The 17,457-nt window shown below is 68.6% G+C and carries 13 protein-coding genes; 7 read left to right on the plus strand and 6 right to left on the minus strand.

The window, feature by feature from the left end; translation table 11 throughout:
* Positions 1 to 154: 154 nt before the first annotated feature.
* The 3 genes from R3E10_14870 (at position 155) to R3E10_14880 (ending at position 7,226) form a co-directional block, all read left to right on the plus strand.
* A complete protein-coding gene (locus R3E10_14870) occupies positions 155 to 2,401 on the plus strand; it encodes a transferrin receptor-like dimerization domain-containing protein (GenBank protein MEZ4417032.1) in 2,247 nt (748 codons plus the stop codon).
* On the plus strand, positions 2,398 to 5,799 hold the full coding sequence (locus tag R3E10_14875; GenBank protein MEZ4417033.1) for an amidohydrolase family protein: 3,402 nt from the start codon (positions 2,398 to 2,400) through the stop codon (positions 5,797 to 5,799). The genes R3E10_14870 and R3E10_14875 overlap by 4 nt, the downstream gene beginning before the upstream one ends.
* A 155-nt stretch (positions 5,800 to 5,954) precedes the next feature.
* The gene (locus R3E10_14880) at positions 5,955 to 7,226 is read left to right on the plus strand and encodes a hypothetical protein (protein MEZ4417034.1); all 1,272 of its coding nucleotides are present in this window, start codon (positions 5,955 to 5,957) and stop codon (positions 7,224 to 7,226) included.
* An 82-nt stretch (positions 7,227 to 7,308) separates the two neighbouring features.
* On the opposite strand, the gene R3E10_14885 is transcribed toward R3E10_14880, so the two are convergent.
* The 3 genes from R3E10_14885 to R3E10_14895 form a co-directional block, all read right to left on the minus strand.
* Entirely contained in the window at positions 7,309 to 8,082 is a 774-nt protein-coding gene (locus tag R3E10_14885) for a hypothetical protein (GenBank protein ID MEZ4417035.1), read from the minus strand.
* 176 nt (positions 8,083 to 8,258) lie between these two features.
* Positions 8,259 to 8,735: a hypothetical protein gene (locus tag R3E10_14890; GenBank protein ID MEZ4417036.1), complete on the minus strand. Its 477-nt coding sequence runs from the start codon at positions 8,733 to 8,735 to the stop codon at positions 8,259 to 8,261.
* 223 nt (positions 8,736 to 8,958) lie between these two features.
* Entirely contained in the window at positions 8,959 to 10,176 is a 1,218-nt protein-coding gene (locus R3E10_14895) for an endonuclease/exonuclease/phosphatase family protein (protein MEZ4417037.1), read from the minus strand.
* Between the two features lie 254 nt (positions 10,177 to 10,430).
* Between R3E10_14895 and R3E10_14900 the strand changes: the two genes are divergently transcribed.
* The 4 genes from R3E10_14900 to R3E10_14915 all read left to right on the plus strand — a co-directional run bounded on the left by R3E10_14900 (position 10,431) and on the right by R3E10_14915 (position 13,795).
* A complete protein-coding gene (locus tag R3E10_14900; GenBank protein MEZ4417038.1) occupies positions 10,431 to 11,846 on the plus strand; it encodes a PAS domain-containing protein in 1,416 nt (471 codons plus the stop codon).
* 128 nt (positions 11,847 to 11,974) lie between these two features.
* Entirely contained in the window at positions 11,975 to 12,361 is a 387-nt protein-coding gene (locus R3E10_14905; protein ID MEZ4417039.1) for a Rid family detoxifying hydrolase, read from the plus strand.
* A 16-nt stretch (positions 12,362 to 12,377) separates the two neighbouring features.
* Positions 12,378 to 12,836 (plus strand): hypothetical protein, encoded by a 459-nt coding sequence (locus tag R3E10_14910; GenBank protein MEZ4417040.1) that lies wholly within the window; start codon positions 12,378 to 12,380, stop codon positions 12,834 to 12,836.
* Positions 12,833 to 13,795 (plus strand): UbiA family prenyltransferase, encoded by a 963-nt coding sequence (locus R3E10_14915; protein ID MEZ4417041.1) that lies wholly within the window; start codon positions 12,833 to 12,835, stop codon positions 13,793 to 13,795. The genes R3E10_14910 and R3E10_14915 overlap by 4 nt, the downstream gene beginning before the upstream one ends.
* A gap of 149 nt (positions 13,796 to 13,944) precedes the next feature.
* Here the strand turns inward: R3E10_14915 and R3E10_14920 are convergent, their stop codons facing one another.
* The 3 genes from R3E10_14920 to R3E10_14930 all read right to left on the minus strand — a co-directional run bounded on the left by R3E10_14920 (position 13,945) and on the right by R3E10_14930 (position 17,027).
* Positions 13,945 to 14,520, minus strand: a complete 576-nt coding sequence (locus R3E10_14920; protein MEZ4417042.1) for a CBS domain-containing protein — start codon at positions 14,518 to 14,520, stop codon at positions 13,945 to 13,947.
* A gap of 200 nt (positions 14,521 to 14,720) precedes the next feature.
* Entirely contained in the window at positions 14,721 to 15,356 is a 636-nt protein-coding gene (locus R3E10_14925) for a hypothetical protein (protein ID MEZ4417043.1), read from the minus strand.
* A gap of 192 nt (positions 15,357 to 15,548) precedes the next feature.
* Positions 15,549 to 17,027, minus strand: a complete 1,479-nt coding sequence (locus tag R3E10_14930) for a sigma-54 dependent transcriptional regulator (GenBank protein ID MEZ4417044.1) — start codon at positions 17,025 to 17,027, stop codon at positions 15,549 to 15,551.
* Between the last annotated feature and the right edge of the window lie 430 nt (positions 17,028 to 17,457).

The raw sequence follows: 17,457 nt of genomic DNA on the forward strand, positions 1-17,457 counted from the left end.
TCCAACAGCCAGGCGCCGGCTCCCTGGCGCTCAGACTGAAGCGCTGGAGTTCTGGCTCTTCCCGGGCCTCTCCTTTTTCAACCTTGCCCCTCCGCCCCCCACCCCCGAACCTGCTGAACCGAGCCCGACCCAACCAACACCGAGGCCGTACCCGATGTCCGTCCCTGCCCGTTCCTTGATCCTGACCGGGGCGCTGACCGCCCTGCTCGCGTTCACGCCCGCCCAGAGTGCCGACCCCGACCTGCTCGGGTTCACGGCCGAGCGGGCCCGCTCCCAGATGGAGCTGGAGCAGCGCTTCTCCAGCCAACTCCAGGCCTCCAACCTGGAGGAGTGGATGCGCTACATCGTCTCCAAGCCGATCTATGTGGGCTCGCCCCACAACAAGGAGACGGCGGAGTGGATGGTGGAGCAGTTCCGCTCCTGGGGCTGGCAGGCCGAGCTGGAGGAGTTCCAGGTGCTCTTCCCCATGCCCCGCACGCGCCAGCTGGAGCTGGTTGCGCCCACGCGCTTCCGCGCGCGTCTGCAGGAGCCCACGCTCAAGGAGGACGCCACCTCCAACGTGGCGGGACGGCTGCCCACCTACAACGCCTACTCGGCGGACGGCGACGTCACGGGCGAGCTGGTCTACGTCAACTACGGCATCCCGGCCGACTACGAAGAGCTGGCCCGGCGCGGCATCGACGTGAAGGGCAAGATCGTAATCGCGCGCTACGGCGGATCGTGGCGCGGCATCAAGCCCAAGGTCGCCTACGAGCACGGCGCCATCGGCTGCATCATCTACTCCGACCCGCGCGATGACGGCTACTACCAGGGGGACGTCTACCCCGAGGGCGCCTACCGCATGAAGGACGGTGTGCAGCGCGGCTCGGTGGTGGACATGCCCCAGTACCCGGGCGATCCGCTCACCCCCGGTCGTGGCGCCAAGGCGGAGACCGAACGCTACACGGTCGAAGAGTCGCCGGTCATCATGAAGATCCCGGTGCTGCCCATCTCCTACGCGGACGCGCAGCCGCTGCTGGCTGCCCTGGGCGGGCCGGTGGCTCCGGGTTCGTGGCGGGGCGCGCTGCCCATCACCTACCACATGGGCCCGGGACCGGCGCGCGTCCATCTGAAGCTGGAGTTCGACTGGAGCTTGAAGCCCGCCTACGACGTGATCGCCCGCATCCAAGGCAGTGAATACCCGGACGAGTGGGTGGTGCGCGGCAACCACCGGGACGGCTGGGCCATGGGCGCCGGTGACCCCATCAGCGGCATGGTGGCGGTGTTGGAGGAAGCGCGCGCCATCGGTGAGCTCATGAAGACCGGTTGGCGGCCACGCCGCACCATCATCTACGCCGGTTGGGACGGCGAGGAACCGGGCCTGCTGGGCTCCACCGAATGGGCGGAGCAGCACGCGGCTGAGCTGCAGCAGAAGGCCGTGCTCTATCTCAACACGGACGGCAACGGGCGAGGCTTCCTGGGCGCCGGCGGATCGCACGCATTGGAGAGCTTCGTCAATCAGGTGGCCAAGTCCGTCACCGACCCGCAGACGGGGGTGAGCGCCTGGCAACGGACGCGCGCGGCGCAGGCCGTGGGCGGCGACCGCGAAGCCATGACGCGCGCGGAGCTACGCATCTCTCCGCTGGGATCGGGATCCGACTACACGCCCTTCCTACAACACCTGGGCATCCAGTCGCTGAACGTGGGCTTCGGGGGCGAGGGCGGCGGTGGCTCCTACCATTCGCAGTTCGATTCCTTCGACCATTACTCCCGCTTCGGTGATCCGGGCTTCCACTACGGTGTGGCCCTGGCCGACGTGGCCGGCCGCATCGTGCTGCGTTTCGCCGAGGCGGACGTGCTGCCCATGCGTTTCGCCGGTCTGGCGGACAACGTGCGCGGCTACCTGGGCGAGGTGGAGAAGCTCGCGGACGACCAGCGCGCCGCGACCGAACGCGAGAACAAGCTCATCGAGGAAGGCGCCTACAAGCTGGCCGCTGATCCCACCGAAACCTGGATCGCACCTGAATCCAAGGCAGAAGTGCCCTACTTCAACTTCGCGCCGCTGCAGAACGCGGTGCGACGCCTCGAGGAAGCGGCTACCGCCTACGACCGGGCCTTGCCCGGCTTCCTGGCCGGCAACCCCAACGCCACCACCGTGCAGCGTGTGAACGACGTGTTGCAGGGCCTCGAGCAGCGCATGATGGACGAGGGCGGGCTGCCGCGTCGTCCCTGGTTCCGCCACCGCATCTACGCGCCGGGCTTCTACACGGGCTACGGGGTGAAGACGCTGCCCGGAGTACGCGAGGCGATCGAGGAACGCGAGTTCGATCAGGTGCCGGATCAGGTGCAGCGCACTGCGGCCGCCATCGAGCGCGCCGCCGCGGGGATCGAAGAGGCCACGCGCGCGTTGGGGGCGATGTGAGCGCCGGGCCGGAGCGGCGAACGTCCGGTGGTGGGCGCCGCATCACGGGGAATCGGGGTGCAGGGCGCCGCTTCCCGTGCGCCGCTCCGGCCCTGGCGCTGCTGTGCGCGGGTGGACTGCTTGGCACCGCCCCGCTGGCGGCGCAGCAAGCCGACACGTGGGACGTCACCCAGGCCCGCGGCCGCACCACCCAGGTGGACTTCACCACCGATGAAGGCACCTGGATGTCGCTGGACGTCTCCCCGGACGGTCAGTGGATCGTCTTCGATCTGCTGGCCCAGATCTACCGGGTACCCATCGCGGGTGGCACGGCTGAGTTGCTCACGCAGGACGCGGGCGTCTCCACCAACTACCACCCGCGGTGGTCGCCAGACGGATCCATGATCGCGTTTGTGAGCGACCGCGGGGGTCAGAACAACCTGTGGGTGATGGACGCGGATGGCTCCAACCCACGCGCGGTGCTCTCCGATCAGAGCGCGCGTTTCGTGGAGCCGGTGTGGAGCCCGGATGGCCGCTACATCGTGGTGCGGCGTCAGCCCCTGCCGGAGCCCGGGCAGAACGACCGTGGCGGGCTGTGGATGGTGCACAGGGATGGCGGCAAGGGCGTCTCGCTCACGACCGTGGCAGGCGCCAGCTGGCCGAGCTTCGACCCGACCGGCGCGCACATCTACTTCACGCGCAATGAGGGGGGCAACGTCACCATCGGGTACGGGGACGCCCTCAAGGGCTACCGCCAGCTCGCGCGCTTGGAACTGGCCACGGGCGAGGTGGTGCCCATCACGGCCGGCACCGCCCAGCAGCAGATCCGCGCGTCCAGCGGCGGCGCCTACGCGGGGGAGGTCTCTCCGGACGGACGCTGGCTGGCCTTCGCTCGCCGCATCCCCGACGGCACCATCACCTGGAAAGGCCACACCTATGGGCCGCGGACGGCGCTTTGGCTGCGGGACCTTCAGACGGGTGCCGAACGCGTGATCATGGATCCGATCGAATCGGACATGACCGAGACCATCAAGACGCTGCGCGTGCTGCCCGGCTACGACTGGACGCCGGATGGCAGCGCCATCGTCATCAACCAGGGCGGAAAGATCCGCCGCCTGGACGTCGCCACGGGGAACGTCGGCACCATCGAGTTCAGCGCCCGCGTGCAGCGGACGGTGTCCGAACAGACGCGTGCCGACTTCCGCATCGGCGACGGCGCCTTCCCCGTGAAGTTCACGCGCTGGCACGCGGCCTCACCGGACGGACGGCGGGTGGCATTCCAAGCGGTCGGACGCATCTGGCTGAAGGACCTCCCGGACGGGACGCCGCGGCGACTTACCCCGGAGGGCTTCGAGCCCATGGAGTACTCGCCCGCCTGGTCACCCGACGGGCGTTGGATCGCGTTCACCACCTGGGAGGAGCCCGCCACCGGCCATGTGTGGAAGATCCGCACGGACGGTCGCGGCCGCCCGGAGCAGGTGTCCACTGAGCCCGCCGAATACATCCATCCGGTCTGGAGCGAAGACGGCACCGCTCTGATCGTGGCCCGAGGGGGCGGCGCCACCCAGCGCGGACGCGGCTGGGCCTGGACGCCCTGGCACGAGCTGGTGCGGATCCCCGCCGCCGGTGGAGCTGCCACGTTCGTGGCGCGTGAGGCCACCGGACCGGAGGGTGAGGCGCATCAGGACTCGAGGCGGCAGATCGTGCGCGCGTCGGTGGCGCAAGGCCGCATCCACTATCCGGAGGTGGACGAATCCGAAGGGGCCCGCGGCCGTACCGCTCTGGTGTCGGTGCGACCGGACGGCTCCGACAAGCGCACGCACGCCACCTTCCCGTACGCGGACGAGGTGGTGATGTCACCCGACGGCAGGAACGTCGCGTTCCAGGAGGGCGACAACGTCTACCTGGCGCCACTCCCCGCGGTGGGCACGGGCTCGGACGCGGTGCATGTGGCCAAGCGCAATGGCGCTTTGCCGGTCACGCAGCTCAGCACCGAGGGTGGGCTGTTCCCAACCTGGCTGGACGCCAACACGCTGACGTTCGGGAATGCCGACCGCTTCTTCATGCACCATGTGCGCGAGGCCAGCACCGACACCTTCAGCATCGCCATGCAGCATCCGCGCGCTACGCCCACGGGTGTCGTGGCGCTCACCGGTGCGCGCATCGTCACGCTTGAGGACCAGGCCCGCCCCAACGGCGCGGCTGGCGTCATCGAACGCGGTGTGCTGGTGGTGGACGGAGCCCGCATCCGCTGCGTGGGCCAGGTCGGCGCCTGTGAGGTCTCGGACGCGGACTCGGTGGTGGACCTGAACGGTGGCACCATCATCCCCGGCTTCGTGGACATGCACGCGCACCACTACCGCGAGCATCGCGGCATCATTCCCGCGCATTCCTACGAGCAGGCGGTCTATCTCGCGTACGGCGTGACCACCAACCTCGACAACTCCATGTGGTCGCAGAACGTGTTCCCGACCGCCGAGCTGATCGAAGCAGGCATGGTGATCGGGCCGCGCACCTATAGCACCGGCGATCCGCTCTATCGCGGCGACGGGGGCCGTCAGAACGACCTGCGCACCCAGGAGGTCGCCGAGCAGAACGTGGCGCGTCTGGCCTCCTGGGGCGCCACCGGCATCAAGCAGTACCTGCAGCCGCGCCGCGACCAGCGGCAGTGGGTGTCGGAGGCGGCGCGCAAGCGCGGCCTCATGGTCACCGCCGAGGGCAGCGACCTGGCCTACAACCTCAGCATGATCCTGGACGGCCAGACGGGTTGGGAACACCCCATGAGCTACGTCGTCACCTATGGTGACGTGCACAAGTTCTTCGGTCGCACGCACTCGGTCTACTCACCGACGTGGGTGGTAGGGGGCACGGGCCCTTGGAACGAGGAATTCTTCTTCGCCGAGTCCAACGTGTGGCAGAAGGACAAGCAGCGCCGTTTCATGCCCTGGCGTCAGACGGTGCCGCACCAGCAGCGCCGCATGCTGCGCCCGGAAGAGCACTACGGCTTCCCCATGATCTCGCAGACCCTGTTCGACATCGTGGCCGAAGGCGGCTGGGGAGCCATCGGCTCGCACGGGCAGGCGCACGGCATCGGCTCGCACTGGGAGGTGTGGATGGCGGCCGCGGCGTTCGGACCGCTCGGCGCGCTGGAGGTCGCCTCCAAGCACGGGGCGCACTTCCTGGGCGCGGAGCAGGACATCGGCACCCTGGCTCCAGGCAAACTGGCGGACCTGATGGTGCTCAACGCCAACCCCCTGGACGACATCCGCAACACCGAGGACATCCGCTACGTGATGAAGGGTGGCCGCATGTGGGAGGGGGACACGCTCGACCAGGTGTGGCCGGCCCGCGTGCCGTTCGGGCCGTACTACTGGAATGACGAGGCCGCCCAGCGGCAGGACAGCCGACCCGTACGGTAGGCGGACCCATGAGCCCTTCGCCCCGCAGGCACGCCCTCCCGGCCCTGCTTCTTTCCTTTGCGTTCGCCGCCTTGCTGACCCTTCCGACCCGCAGCGCGCAGGCACGCGCGGTTCACACCGGGGTCGCAGGCGGAGGCGGCACGATCCCATGCGGGATGACGGACAGCATCGTGGTCAATCACTCCGGAGACATCAGCGCCGATGAGACCTGGGTGGGCGACGGAGTGATGCATGTGGTGCCGTTCGACATCTCGATCCGCAACCGCGCGACGGTGACCATCGAACCGTGCGCGGTGGTGGCGCTGGGATACCGTGCCTCGATCACGGTGCGCGACAGCGCCACGCTGGTGTCGGCCGGAACGGACAGCCAACACTTCGTCTCCTTCCGGCGCGCCGATGTCCTCCAGCCCTGGGGTGCGCTGTTCAACCGCAGTCCGACGTCCTTGATCGACCTGAGCTACACCGTGCTCCAAGGGGGCGGCGATCTGCGCGGCAGCTACGACAACGCCGGGATCGTGGTCTCCGGTGCGGGATACTTCGAACCGCCGGTCCCGGTGCTGCGCGCCAGCGACCTGACCATCGACTCGCCGCTGGGTGCGGGGCTCTATCTCGACGCCAACGCGGCCTTCACGGCGGACTCGAGGCAGATCAGCATCCGCGGAGCCGGCGAGTACGCGGTGCGCGCCACCATGATGTCGCTCGGCAGCCTGCCTGAGGGCTCCTATCGAGGAAACGCGATCGACGAGATCATGGTCATCGGGCCGAGTGCGGACGTATTCGCCGACATGACCATCCTCGACCGCGGTGTTCCGGTACGCATCCAGACGAGCGGCCTGCGCGTGGCGGCGCGCCCCCCGGCGACCGCCCCCGTGACGCTCACCATCGAACCGGGCGTCGTGCTCAAGTTCCCCAGGATGACCCCAACGCAGCCGGGCGCGCGGCTGACCTTCGGCTATGACGGCAGAGCGCCCACCAACACCGTAGGCGTGCTCGATGCGGTGGGCACGTCGGCCAAGCCGATCGTCTTCACGTCGGGCGAGCTCTTGCCCTCCCCAGGCGACTGGGTGGGACTCTGGTTGAACACCGCCAACGGCTCGCGGCTGAAGCACGTCGAGATCGCCTATGCGGGCGCGCCCAGCGGCATCTCTTCCAACAACTGCAGGCCGGCGAATACTCCGGACGCCGCCGCGCTCTTCGTCGGCGACTTCGACACGCAGTATGTGCCGCCGCCGGACCTGATCACGAACAGCTGGATCCACCACAGCGCGGGCTTCGGCATCGCTGCGCTCTGGGCCTCACCCCTGTACAACGATCCCGACCTCACCGGGACCAATCGGTTCGAAAGCAACGCGTTCTGCCGACAGACCTACAACGCGGTCACCGCGCCCGGGGGGTGCCCCAAAGTCCTGGGGTGCACCGCCGGCTGACCACCACCCCTGTGAAAACCAAGAGCCCCGGACCGCAGCGCGGTCCGGGGCTCGATCGTACCAGAAGCCCTACGTCAGTCGGTCAACCGCCGTGGTCGTCCCCGTGGCGATCCTGACCGTCCCGATCCTCGTCCTCGAAGGCGCGGATGGAGCGGCGGATGTTGTCACGCACGAGGTTACGGTTCGCGCCTTCCGGCCCGGCCGAGGACGGATCGATCAGCGAACCATTGGAGCGCTTGAACCACCCGGTGACGTCCAGCGTCAGCGTCAGGTTGGTCGGGCCCGTGTCTTCCGCGATCACGAGTGGCTCGGAGAACTCGATCTCCTGCTCCTCGGACAGCGTCTCGTTGAACTCGAAGGACTGTCCGTTGAAGGTGCCTTCGACACGGATGCTGACACCGTCCATCTCCGGATGGGCCGCCACCAGGTCGAGTGCCGCCTGCCGATCGCCACTCAACGTGTGGATCTCGAACTCGAGCTCCTCGTAGGTGTCGGCGGGGACATCGACGGCCAGGACCTGGTCCACCGAACCATCCAGGGGTAGCTCCAGGAGGACAGGGCCCAGCTCGATCTTCTCGCAGCTGTCCCCGCCTACGCCGTCCAGGCACTGATCGCGGAACTTCCGCTTGAGCTCGATGTCCCTCAACACCAGGGCCACCCGGGTGAGCACCAGCTCGTCGCCCTCCACCTGCTGGATGACGTCCCGAGCCGCGACGGCCGCTGCGCTGTTCTGGGCCAGCGCGACCGAGAGGGAGACATTGGTGCTCGCCTCCGGGCCCGCGATGACGTCGCAGGCACCCAGGGGGAGCATGGCCGCTAAGGCCAAGGCATATCCGAACTTATGGCTGAATCGCATAGCATTCTCCGAACCGTGGGCCCGGCCAACCGGAGACCGGGGCGCGGAAGGAGGCGTGCAAGCGCGGGACCAGGCAACGGGGCGCGTTGCCACCGTTCAACAGGGGGGAGCCGCGGGACCTGATGCGGCGTGGAAGCAGCCCTGCCCGAGCCCCCTTGCGGAGGCCCGGGCACGGCTCAGGCGACCCGCGCCAGGCGGTCGCCCGGTCGGGGACCGGGGGTGCCGTCCCGGGAGGCACGCTCCGAGGACGACGAGGCGCGCAGCAGCGCCTCCAAGAGGATCGCGCTTCGGCGGAGCGCCCGGTTCGCGAGCGTGAGCCCGATCACCTTCCCCACCGCCGCGCCTCCCACCATCAGGGCGACTCCGACCGAGAGCGCGTCCAAGGAATCCGGCAGAGCTCCACGGGCCACCCAGAGGTAGGCGCCATACAGGACCAGGGCCACGACGTATCCAATGGCCGCCAGCTCCGTCCCGCGCCCTCGCAGATGCCGGTTCAGGCGTAGCTCCCACGCATGACGGGCCGGGTCGGGCAGGTCCGCCAGATCCACGCGGATCCGCCGGTAGTCCCTGCGCAACGCGGGAACGTCGGAGGCGAGGTTCTGGACCTCGCCGACGTCAGTCAGGAGAAGGGTGCTACGGTCTTCGGTGGTCATCGTGCGTGCGCGTTCCGCGCCTCTCGGGGGTGTGGTCTCTTCTGTGTTCCAACGAACGAGCGGCATGGAATGCGACGCCCATCCATTGTGGCGTTCAATCTCACGAACGCAGGACACCGCCATCGGGTTTCAACGACGTAGGCGTCCACGGTGATCTACGTAGGAAGGCGGGGAATCCTTCCGGCCGGGATCGCCCGTTGGGCGGGAGGGCCGCCCCAGGAGGTCAGGAAGGCAGGCGCAGGTCGAGCCAGATCAGGCGGTGGTCCGACGCGCGCTCGGCCCACTCCGCGCCTTGGGGGTCGTCCGTGGCCGCGGGCCAGAACACCCCACCGTCGAGGATCTCGAGACCCAGGGAGGGCAGCAGATAGTCGATGCGGGAGCCGCCTCCGAAGCCGGTGGTGGCGCGTTCCCAGTGGTCGGGAGGACCGGACGGGCGCCCCCGCCGCCCCCCCTCGCTGACCAGGAACGGACCCGAGTCCCGGAGGTCCGTGCGCTCGAGCAATTGGGCGATCGCGGTGTGCCCTTCGTACAGGGACTCGTCCGCGTTGGGGCGGGCGTTCAAGTCACCCACGACGACGAACGGGGCGCCGCCCTCGTAGCCACCGGCCCGTCCCTCGTCGTCGCGCAGGGCCTCCGATCCGTCCAGGTACAGCGACCACAACCGGATCTCGTCGAAGTTGCGACGGCCGTTGCGGTCCTCCTCGCCGTCGAAAACGGGAGGCGTAGGATGGCTGATCAGCAGGTGCACCACGGTGTCGCCCACCTGCACGGGCAGATCCCAGTGCGACTTGCTGGACAGCCGCAGAGCCTGCAGCGCCCGCGGCGCATAGAAGTCCGGAGGCAGGTGGTTGCCGGGCAGCGCGGTCCAGTGGAACCGCGCGAAGGTACGCGCCCGTTGGGCCAGGAGCGGCAAGCGGGAGACCACCGCCATGGAGTACTGGCCGGGGTATTCGCCGTAGCCGTAGCTGTCGTCTCCGTAGGTCCGGGTGCCCACGTCCTTCTCCGTGGCCACGATCCCATCCCCGTTCAGGTCGACGCCGGACAGGATGCCGGTGTTGTTGGGTGCGGCGTAGGAGTAGCGCAGGTCGATCGGGTGGTCGCCCTTGTTCAGGTAGGCCTGCACGAAGCGGCGCGCGTTCAGGTCCAGCCCATGCTCGACGCTTTCGTAGTCGTGGTCGATCTCCTCCAGCACCAGGATGTCGGGTCGGATCCGCTGGATGATCTGCGCGGCGGCACGTGCCTGGGGATCCTGGCCGACGCCGTGATCGTCCACGTCCATGAGCTTGTCCGTCGAAAGCTCCTGGATGTTGAACAGGGCGAGCCGGAACGTGGCGACGTCCCGAGGCCCGGCCTCGCCAGCGCCCTCGCCGCCCCCGCAGCCCAACACCACCACCAGCGCCGCCGCGGTCCCCAACGAGATCCGCCGGTTCGACGATGCCACTCGCCCCTCCGTGAGCACGCTCTGCAGGGCGCCCGGACCCGCTCGCCGGACCCCGCCTTCTGGCGGCGCCCGCGGGGCGCGACGGGCTCCAGTGTACGGCCGGGGCCGGTGGCCGGCCAAGGTGGGCGGTTGGGCGCCGTGGGTCCCACCGCTGGACTCCCCAAGGGGTCGCGGATCGGGGCCACGCCCCGGGGCGGCCCCCGCTCAGCAAGCGCCCCCGATCTGCCGATACTCCCGCAGGAGGAGGCCCATCCATGCCCGCACGCCCGAAGAACCCGATCGACCGCGAGAGCCGGTTCGAGATCGGGGAGCTGTTCTTCTCGACCACGGACCACACTGGCAAGATCCAGAGCGGCAACGACGTCTTCTGTCGCGTGAGCCGCTACCGGCTCGACGAGATGATCGGAGAGCCGCACAGCCTGATTCGCCACCCCGACATGCCCCGGGCGGTCTTCCGGGTGCTGTGGGACTACCTGAAGGCCGGGCGCGCGATTGCGGCCTACGTCAAGAACATGGCGGCGGACGGCTCCTACTACTGGGTGCTCGCCACGGCTGTGCCCATCCCCGGCGTGGACGGCTACCTGTCGGTGCGCCTCAAGCCGACCACGCAGATGCTGCCTGTGGTCGAGGAGGCCTACCGACAGCTACGAGAGGTCGAGCGCGAGCATGAAGCCCGCGGTGATCGCCCCGGTGGGCTGGACGCATCGGTAGCCATGCTGCCCGGGCTGTTGGGCTCACTGGGCTTCGCCGACTACGACGCACTCATGATGCAGGCGCTTCCCGCCGAGGCGCGCAATCGCGACCGCGAGATGCACCTGCACGCGCCTTCCCAAGAGGGGGGCGCCGCGCCCACCGCCGCAGCGGACGTCCCACTGGCCAGGGTGCACCACCGCTGCCAGTCATTACTGGGCGCGCTCGAGCGCCAGTTCGCCCAACTCGACCGCTTCCTGGAGTTGTCGACCAAGCTCGAAGAGAAGTCGCGCTTCCTGCGCGATCTCGCCTGGAATGTGCGGATGGCCTCATTGAACGCCACGGCCGCCTCGGCTCGATTGGGCGAGCGGGGTGCTCCCCTGGCCGTGATCGCCGACGCCATCGGGGAGCAGGCCGACGCCTGCCAATCCCTGGCGGTGGCGCTGGGCGGACACAATCGCGAGGCCTCCCACCAGCTACAGGCGGCCGCCTTCCACACGACGGTGGCACGTTTGCAGCTCGAGATGGTGCTGAGCTTTCTCGCAGAACTACTCGATCCGGCCGCCCTCGCCGACGTCGGGGGCGAAGGGACTGTGGCAGAAGACGGTCTGCGCGCGCTCATCACCTGCCTGCGGGACGCGCTGGGGCACGTGTTCTCGGGATACGGTGCGGTGGTCAGCCACCTCTCCCCCCTCCTGAGCTTGCTCGAGGACCTGAAGGGGCTCGTCCGCACACTGGAGATCACGCACCTCACCGGGCGGGTCGAAGCGAGCCGGGTGGAGGACGCCGGCGCGTTCGCCTCCCTCTTCCGCAACGTGGGCCGCGCGGTCGAAGGTGCGCGCGAGGAGCTCACGGACTTCACGGAGTCGGTGGACCGCACCCTGACCGAACTGGACCGACTGACGGCGACGCGCCGTGGAATCGACCGGGGCCTGGACGAGGTGGCGCGCCTGCTCGAGGCGGATCTCGTCGGAGCCTAGTTCGACTCAGCGCTCGGCGCATTCCGGTCCGGCGCGGGACCCGCGCGAGCCCAGCGCTTGCCGGTCGGCGTCGGCACATCCATCCTCCCGGCACCCCGACGTCCCTCGCAGCGCTGCCCGGAGGAGCCTTGAGCGCCATCCGATCCGTCACCACCGATCGCGCACCCGCCGCTGGCGGCCACTACTCGCAGGGGATCGTCTACGGCGGGTTGGTCTACGTGTCCGGACAGTTGCCCTTCCGCCCGGGCGATCCGACTCGCGCGCTGGGCACGGTGGCGGAGCAGGCCGAACAGGCCCTCCGCAATGTGGAGGCGATCCTGGAGGCTGGCGGAAGCAGCCTGTCCCGCACGGTGCAAATGACCATCTACATCTCCAACGGCGACGATTGGGCCACGGTCAACGACGTGTACACGCGCATGCTGGGCGAGCACCGGCCCGCCCGCGCCGTGGTGCCGGTGGCCCCGCTCCACTACGGCGCCGCCATCGAGATCCAGGCGATCGGTGCGATCGGGTAGACGCGCGAGAGGTGCGATGACCCTCGGCGCGCACTGCACCCGACGCCTGAGCGCCCGAGGGTCGCGCCGGGCGCCGCGCCTGCTCCGCACCCTGAGCGCCCTGGCCTTGGGCGTCGCCGGCGCTGCGATCGGCGGGTGCACCACCTTTCCCGACAAGCCGGTGGTCTTCAACCGTTTGGACGGCATCCAGGTCTCCTGCGTCCCACCCTCGCCGGAGGCGCAGGAGTTGGAGGGCGCGGCCATAGGCAACGTCATGTCCGACATCACCCAGCGCTTGAAGGCCGGCGGATCACCGGATGCGAACGTCGAAGCCCTCGCGCGCATCGCCTCCACACCCGAACGGCTGGAGGTGCTGCGCTACCGGGTATGTCTGGAGTACGGGAAGGACGTGCTGAGCGGCGACGCCTACGCCGCTTGGACGGACGCGATTCTGCCGCGGCTACAGGCGTCGCTGGAGCGGGGCGGCTCCGAGTGACAACCGGCGACGCTGAGGGAGCACCGGTACTGCGGCCGGCCGGGCTTCGCCAGCTGCTCTATCCCGGACACACGCTTCCCACGGCGCTCGCTCCCGTGGCCGTCGCGTTCGGGCTGGCCACCTCGCACGGCGTCGCCGCGATCGGCCCCGCCCTCGCCGCCTTCCTTGCGGGGTGGCTGATCCAGCTCGGCGGTGTGATCGCAGACAACTACAACAACCTGCGCCGGCACCCCGATGACCGGGAACACCCCGAGTTCGTGCAGGCGATCGCAAGCGGCCGGCTGAGCATCGATCAGTTTCGCCACGCGGCCCGTGTCTGCTACGCCGGCGCGCTGGTCGCAGGCCTCTACCTGGTGTGGATCGGGGGCGTGCCTGCGCTCGTCATCGGCATTGCCAGCATCCTGGCCAGCCTGGCCTACTCCTCCGATCCGTTTCCGCTCGGCGACCGCGCCCTGGGCGACCCACTCTTCTTCGTCTTCTTCGGTGTCGTCTCCGTTGCAGGGGCCTACTACGTACAGGCAGCAGCCGCGCTGGGCACACCATTCCTGGTCGGGCCGCCTCCCGGATCTCTGCCGGCGAGCGCGGTGCTGGTGAGTCTCCCGGTCGCTGCCCTGACCACGAACATCCTCGTCATCGACAATATTCGGGATCGGGAGTTCGATGCGGCCAAAGGTGAGATCACGCTGGCGGTCGTGCTGGGGGAGACCTGGAGTCGAGTCGAGCTGGTGCTCCTCACCTGCCTCGCGTACGGGGTCCCGTTGGTGCTCTGGATGAGCGGTTCCGGAGCTCCGGTCCTGCTGCCCCTGCTCACGCTGCCTTTGGGCGCCTGGCTCGCGGTCCGTGTCTGGAAGCTGCGCGGTCATGAAGCACTACGCCCGGTCACTGCGCAGGCGGGGATGCTCGACCTGGCCTTCTCCCTTCTGTTCGCCGTCGGCCTCGCCTGGGGAGGCGTGGGCTAGGAGGCCCACTCCCCGGCGTGCTTTGGGCGGAAGTGCCGGCGAACCCCTGCGGGCTCGCCGGCTCCCGTTCACCGGGCAGACGCCATGGTTGCTCGAGCGGCGCTTCTTGCACGTCTGGCCAAGGCCCAGGCGGGCCTGACTCTGCTGCGCTAGGCAGGTGCACCGAGCATCGTCTCGCCCTCCGCGCCCAGGGAGGTCCTGGGAGCGCAGATCGAGCACAGCGTATCGGCCAGATCGTGCTCGGTCAGCCCGTCGCCTTCGCCCGTGATGCTGCTGCGGGCGAGGTCGGAGAGCGTCAACATCCCGCTGGCGACACCCTGTTCGTCGACGATGGGTAGCCTGCGGATCTGATGACGACGCATGAGCGTCGAGGCCTTGTGTAGCGGCTCGGCCGAGCTGAGCGAGATCACATCCCGGCTCATCACCGATCGCACTGGAATGCGAGTGAGCGGCTTGCCCTGGATGTAGGCGGCCATGGCGATGTCTCGATCCGTGACCATCCCGACCACCTTGCCCTGTCCGTCCACGACGGGAACCGCACCGATGTCCCGGTCCCACATGAGGCGGGCAGCCTCGTTCAGTGAAGCGTCCACACCGACCCGATGGACCTGTTTGGACATCAGGCGCCCGACTGTGGAGGCCGGATAGGAGGCCAGTGGTTTCCCCGCATCCGCGCGGGTCCGGGGGGTGGTCTCGGTACGTCTTGTAATGCCCTCAGTAGACATGGCTCCCTCCTGAAGCCGAAGTGAAACTGCGTCTCACGTCAGGGGCGACGAGGGGGGATCCCAAAGATAGCCCGCGGTGCGCGGGAACGCCCGGTTCGCGTGTCGCCGCGTGCCGGTCGCATGCTTCTCCCGACCCACCGCGGGGAGGAAGGCCTACAGGGCCGGGGGCTCTACCGCCCCCGGCCCCCCTGCACCCCGGCTCAGCCCTTGGCTTTCAGCGTCAGGGCGAGGTGCTCACCGCGGCGGATCTGAAGCGGATAGCTCTCCAGATCGAGACCCCTCAACGGGTGGACCACGACCATCACCGACTCATCGGGGCGCACCGCCGAGGTCGGGAACTCGAGCGTCTTGGTGCTGTGCGCCGGCACCGTACCCAGGCGCACGTCGAACTCGTCATGCTCTTCTGCGTAGACCACGACGTCCACCGCACGCTCGTTGGTGACGGTCAGCGTGGTCTCCGAGAGCTCCTCCGGCGGCAAGACCTTGTACTCAACCGCTTTGGCCGGCTCCGGCGTCGGCACGATCAATCCGAGCGGATGTCCGCGTTCGATCTCGAGGTCCTGGGACGCGAGTTCCTCCCCGTTCTTGCGAACCACGAAGAGGCGGACCACGGAGCGATCTCCGACGATCCAGGACGGAAGCTGCATCGTCCTGGTGGCATGTCCGTCGACCACGCCGAGGCGACGGTCGAAGTGGCCCCAGTCCAAGAACACGGTAACCGCATCGGGGAAGTCGTTCTGCACGGTCACGTTGGGAGCGTCCTGCTTGGTCTGCGCTTGCAGCGGCATGGCGCCCAGCACCGCTGTCATTCCGAGTGCTGCGACCCACGGTTTCATTGTCTTCCTCCATGAAAGGCGAGACGTTCGCGGGTTCATCTCATCATGTGCCGGGCCAGAGCACTGAACATGCTGCCACGAAGGGAGTTGCGGTCGTGGAGCGCGTCGCCAGGCAACGTGCGCTGGTGGTCCTTTTGCTCCGGCCTGGCCGCCTTGCAGCGGATGGGTGAGGTAGCGCAGTGCCATGGCAGGTTACCCGAGGGCGCCGGTATCGACGACTTCGGCCAGGAGCCCTTCCTCACGGTAGCGCTTGAGCTTCCGGTGGATCGTTCGTCGATCGATGCCGAGCTGCTCTGCGGTGGCGCTGCGTTGCCAGCCGTTCCTCTCCAGTCGCCGGAGGATATAGACGCGCTCGAGACGGTCCAGCGACCAATCTTCGTCGAGCGCACGCTGGACCAGGGGCTCCGGGCCTTCCTCCGAGGTGCCATGCGGCAGATCGAAGGGAATGCTGGACGCGCCGGGATGCATCACCAGCGAACGCTCCACGAAGTGCTCCAGCTCGCGGACGTTCCCAGGCCAATCATAGGCGACCATGCGGGCAAGCACCTCGGGCGTCAGCCTCGGGGGCTCGATCCCGTACTCGGTCGCGAAGCGGGTCAGGAAGTGGTGCGCCAGCAGAGGGACGTCCTCGGTACGCTCCCGTAGCGGAGGAACGCGGATCGCGCACACGTCCAGCCGGAAGAAGAGGTCCTCCCGGAAGTGCCCCGCGCCGACCTCGTCGCGCAGATCGACGTTGCTGGCCGCTACGAGGCGGAAGTCCACGGGTGTCGACATGCTGCTGCCGACCCTCTGGATGCGACGTTCCTGAAGGAGCCGCAGCAGTCGTACCTGTACGTCCGGAGTGAGCGTCCCCACCTCGTCGAGAAAGAGCGTTCCCCCGTCCGCTTCCTCGACCAGTCCCTTGCGGCTGGCCACCGCCCCCGTAAAGGCCCCGCGCACATGTCCGAAGAGCTCCGACTCCAGAAGCGCGTGCGGAATGGCGGAGCAGTGCACGTCCACGAACGGACGCCTGGACCTTGGAGAGCACTCGTGGATAGCCCGGGCCACCAGTTCTTTGCCCGTTCCCGTCTCCCCGGTGATCAATACGGACGCGCGCGTCACCGCCACGCGCGCGATGGCCGACAGCAGCCGTCTCATGGCGGGAGACCGACCGACCAGACCGCCGGGCGAACGCGTCGGGACTTCGGTGCGCAGTCGCTGGACCTCCTTGCGGAGCGCCCGCTCCCTACGGGCCCGCTGCACCACCCGCAGAATGGTGTGCGAGTCGGCTGGCTTGGTGAGGTACTCGTACGCCCCGAGCTTCATGGCCTCCACCACCGACTCCACGCCCTGCACGGCGGTGAACACGACCACGTCCGCCTGGGAGTCGATCGCGGGTAAGGCGGCCAGCACGTTCATGCCCGCCACCCCAGGGAGTTCGAGGTCCAGGAAGACGAGATCGAAGTCCTCGCCGGCGAACGCGTTGAGGGCCGCCTGCCCTTCCTCGGCAGACGCGACGTCGTGGCCGTGGGAGCGAAGGAGCTCGACCAGACAGGCACGGGTCCGTGGATCCGCATCTGCGACCAGGATCCGACATCGCGCTCCCGCTTCGGTCGCGACCCCGGGCTCGACGGCTTCGTCGTGACCGTCCACGTCGTCCCACCACCCGACTGCCAACGCTCTCGCGCCCATCCGCCTGCTCCCCTTTGTCCGACTGCCGTCGCGACCCTGCACACCGGTGCCAGCTCGGCACATTCGACCGAGCCCGACCCAGCGTTGCGACCTCCACGCGAACAAGGCCCGCGCCATTCGTCCAAGTGACTGTGGACCTTGGACCTACGGTTCGCCTCTCCGTGCGCGGGGCCCGGGCGTGGGCGGCGCATCTCGCGCGTCTCGGCCGAAATGCGCCAGGGGGCGCGGAGCTCGGGCCGTGAGACACTGTGTCCCACGCCAGACGAGCGAACGGGACGAACTGTCCCACCGCCCTGAGAGGCCCCCCCCTCAACATCCTGTCCTACATACACTTCCGTCACCGGTACCCGCGGAACGTCCGATGCACCCCGTCCCTTCGCGAACATCGCGAATCCAGAGGCCGTCCGTCCCCAGTGGCCTGCCAGGCAGT

The sequence above is a fragment of the Gemmatimonadota bacterium genome (assembly GCA_041390105.1).
GTDB lineage: Bacteria > Gemmatimonadota > Gemmatimonadetes > Longimicrobiales > Gaopeijiaceae > JAGQIF01.

Bases quoted from the DNA above. Each gene is read 5' to 3' on its own strand.
- R3E10_14925 (MEZ4417043.1), bottom strand. From the start codon at position 15,356: ATGAAACCGTGGGTCGCAGCACTCGGAATGACAGCGGTGCTGGGCGCC.
- R3E10_14890 (MEZ4417036.1), bottom strand. From the start codon at position 8,735: ATGACCACCGAAGACCGTAGCACCCTTCTCCTGACTGACGTCGGCGAG.
- R3E10_14900 (MEZ4417038.1), top strand. From the start codon at position 10,431: ATGCCCGCACGCCCGAAGAACCCGATCGACCGCGAGAGCCGGTTCGAG.
- R3E10_14880 (MEZ4417034.1), top strand. From the start codon at position 5,955: ATGACGGACAGCATCGTGGTCAATCACTCCGGAGACATCAGCGCCGAT.
- R3E10_14910 (MEZ4417040.1), top strand. From the start codon at position 12,378: ATGACCCTCGGCGCGCACTGCACCCGACGCCTGAGCGCCCGAGGGTCG.
- R3E10_14885 (MEZ4417035.1), bottom strand. From the start codon at position 8,082: ATGCGATTCAGCCATAAGTTCGGATATGCCTTGGCCTTAGCGGCCATG.
- R3E10_14870 (MEZ4417032.1), top strand. From the start codon at position 155: ATGTCCGTCCCTGCCCGTTCCTTGATCCTGACCGGGGCGCTGACCGCC.
- R3E10_14930 (MEZ4417044.1), bottom strand. From the start codon at position 17,027: ATGGGCGCGAGAGCGTTGGCAGTCGGGTGGTGGGACGACGTGGACGGT.
- R3E10_14920 (MEZ4417042.1), bottom strand. From the start codon at position 14,520: ATGTCTACTGAGGGCATTACAAGACGTACCGAGACCACCCCCCGGACC.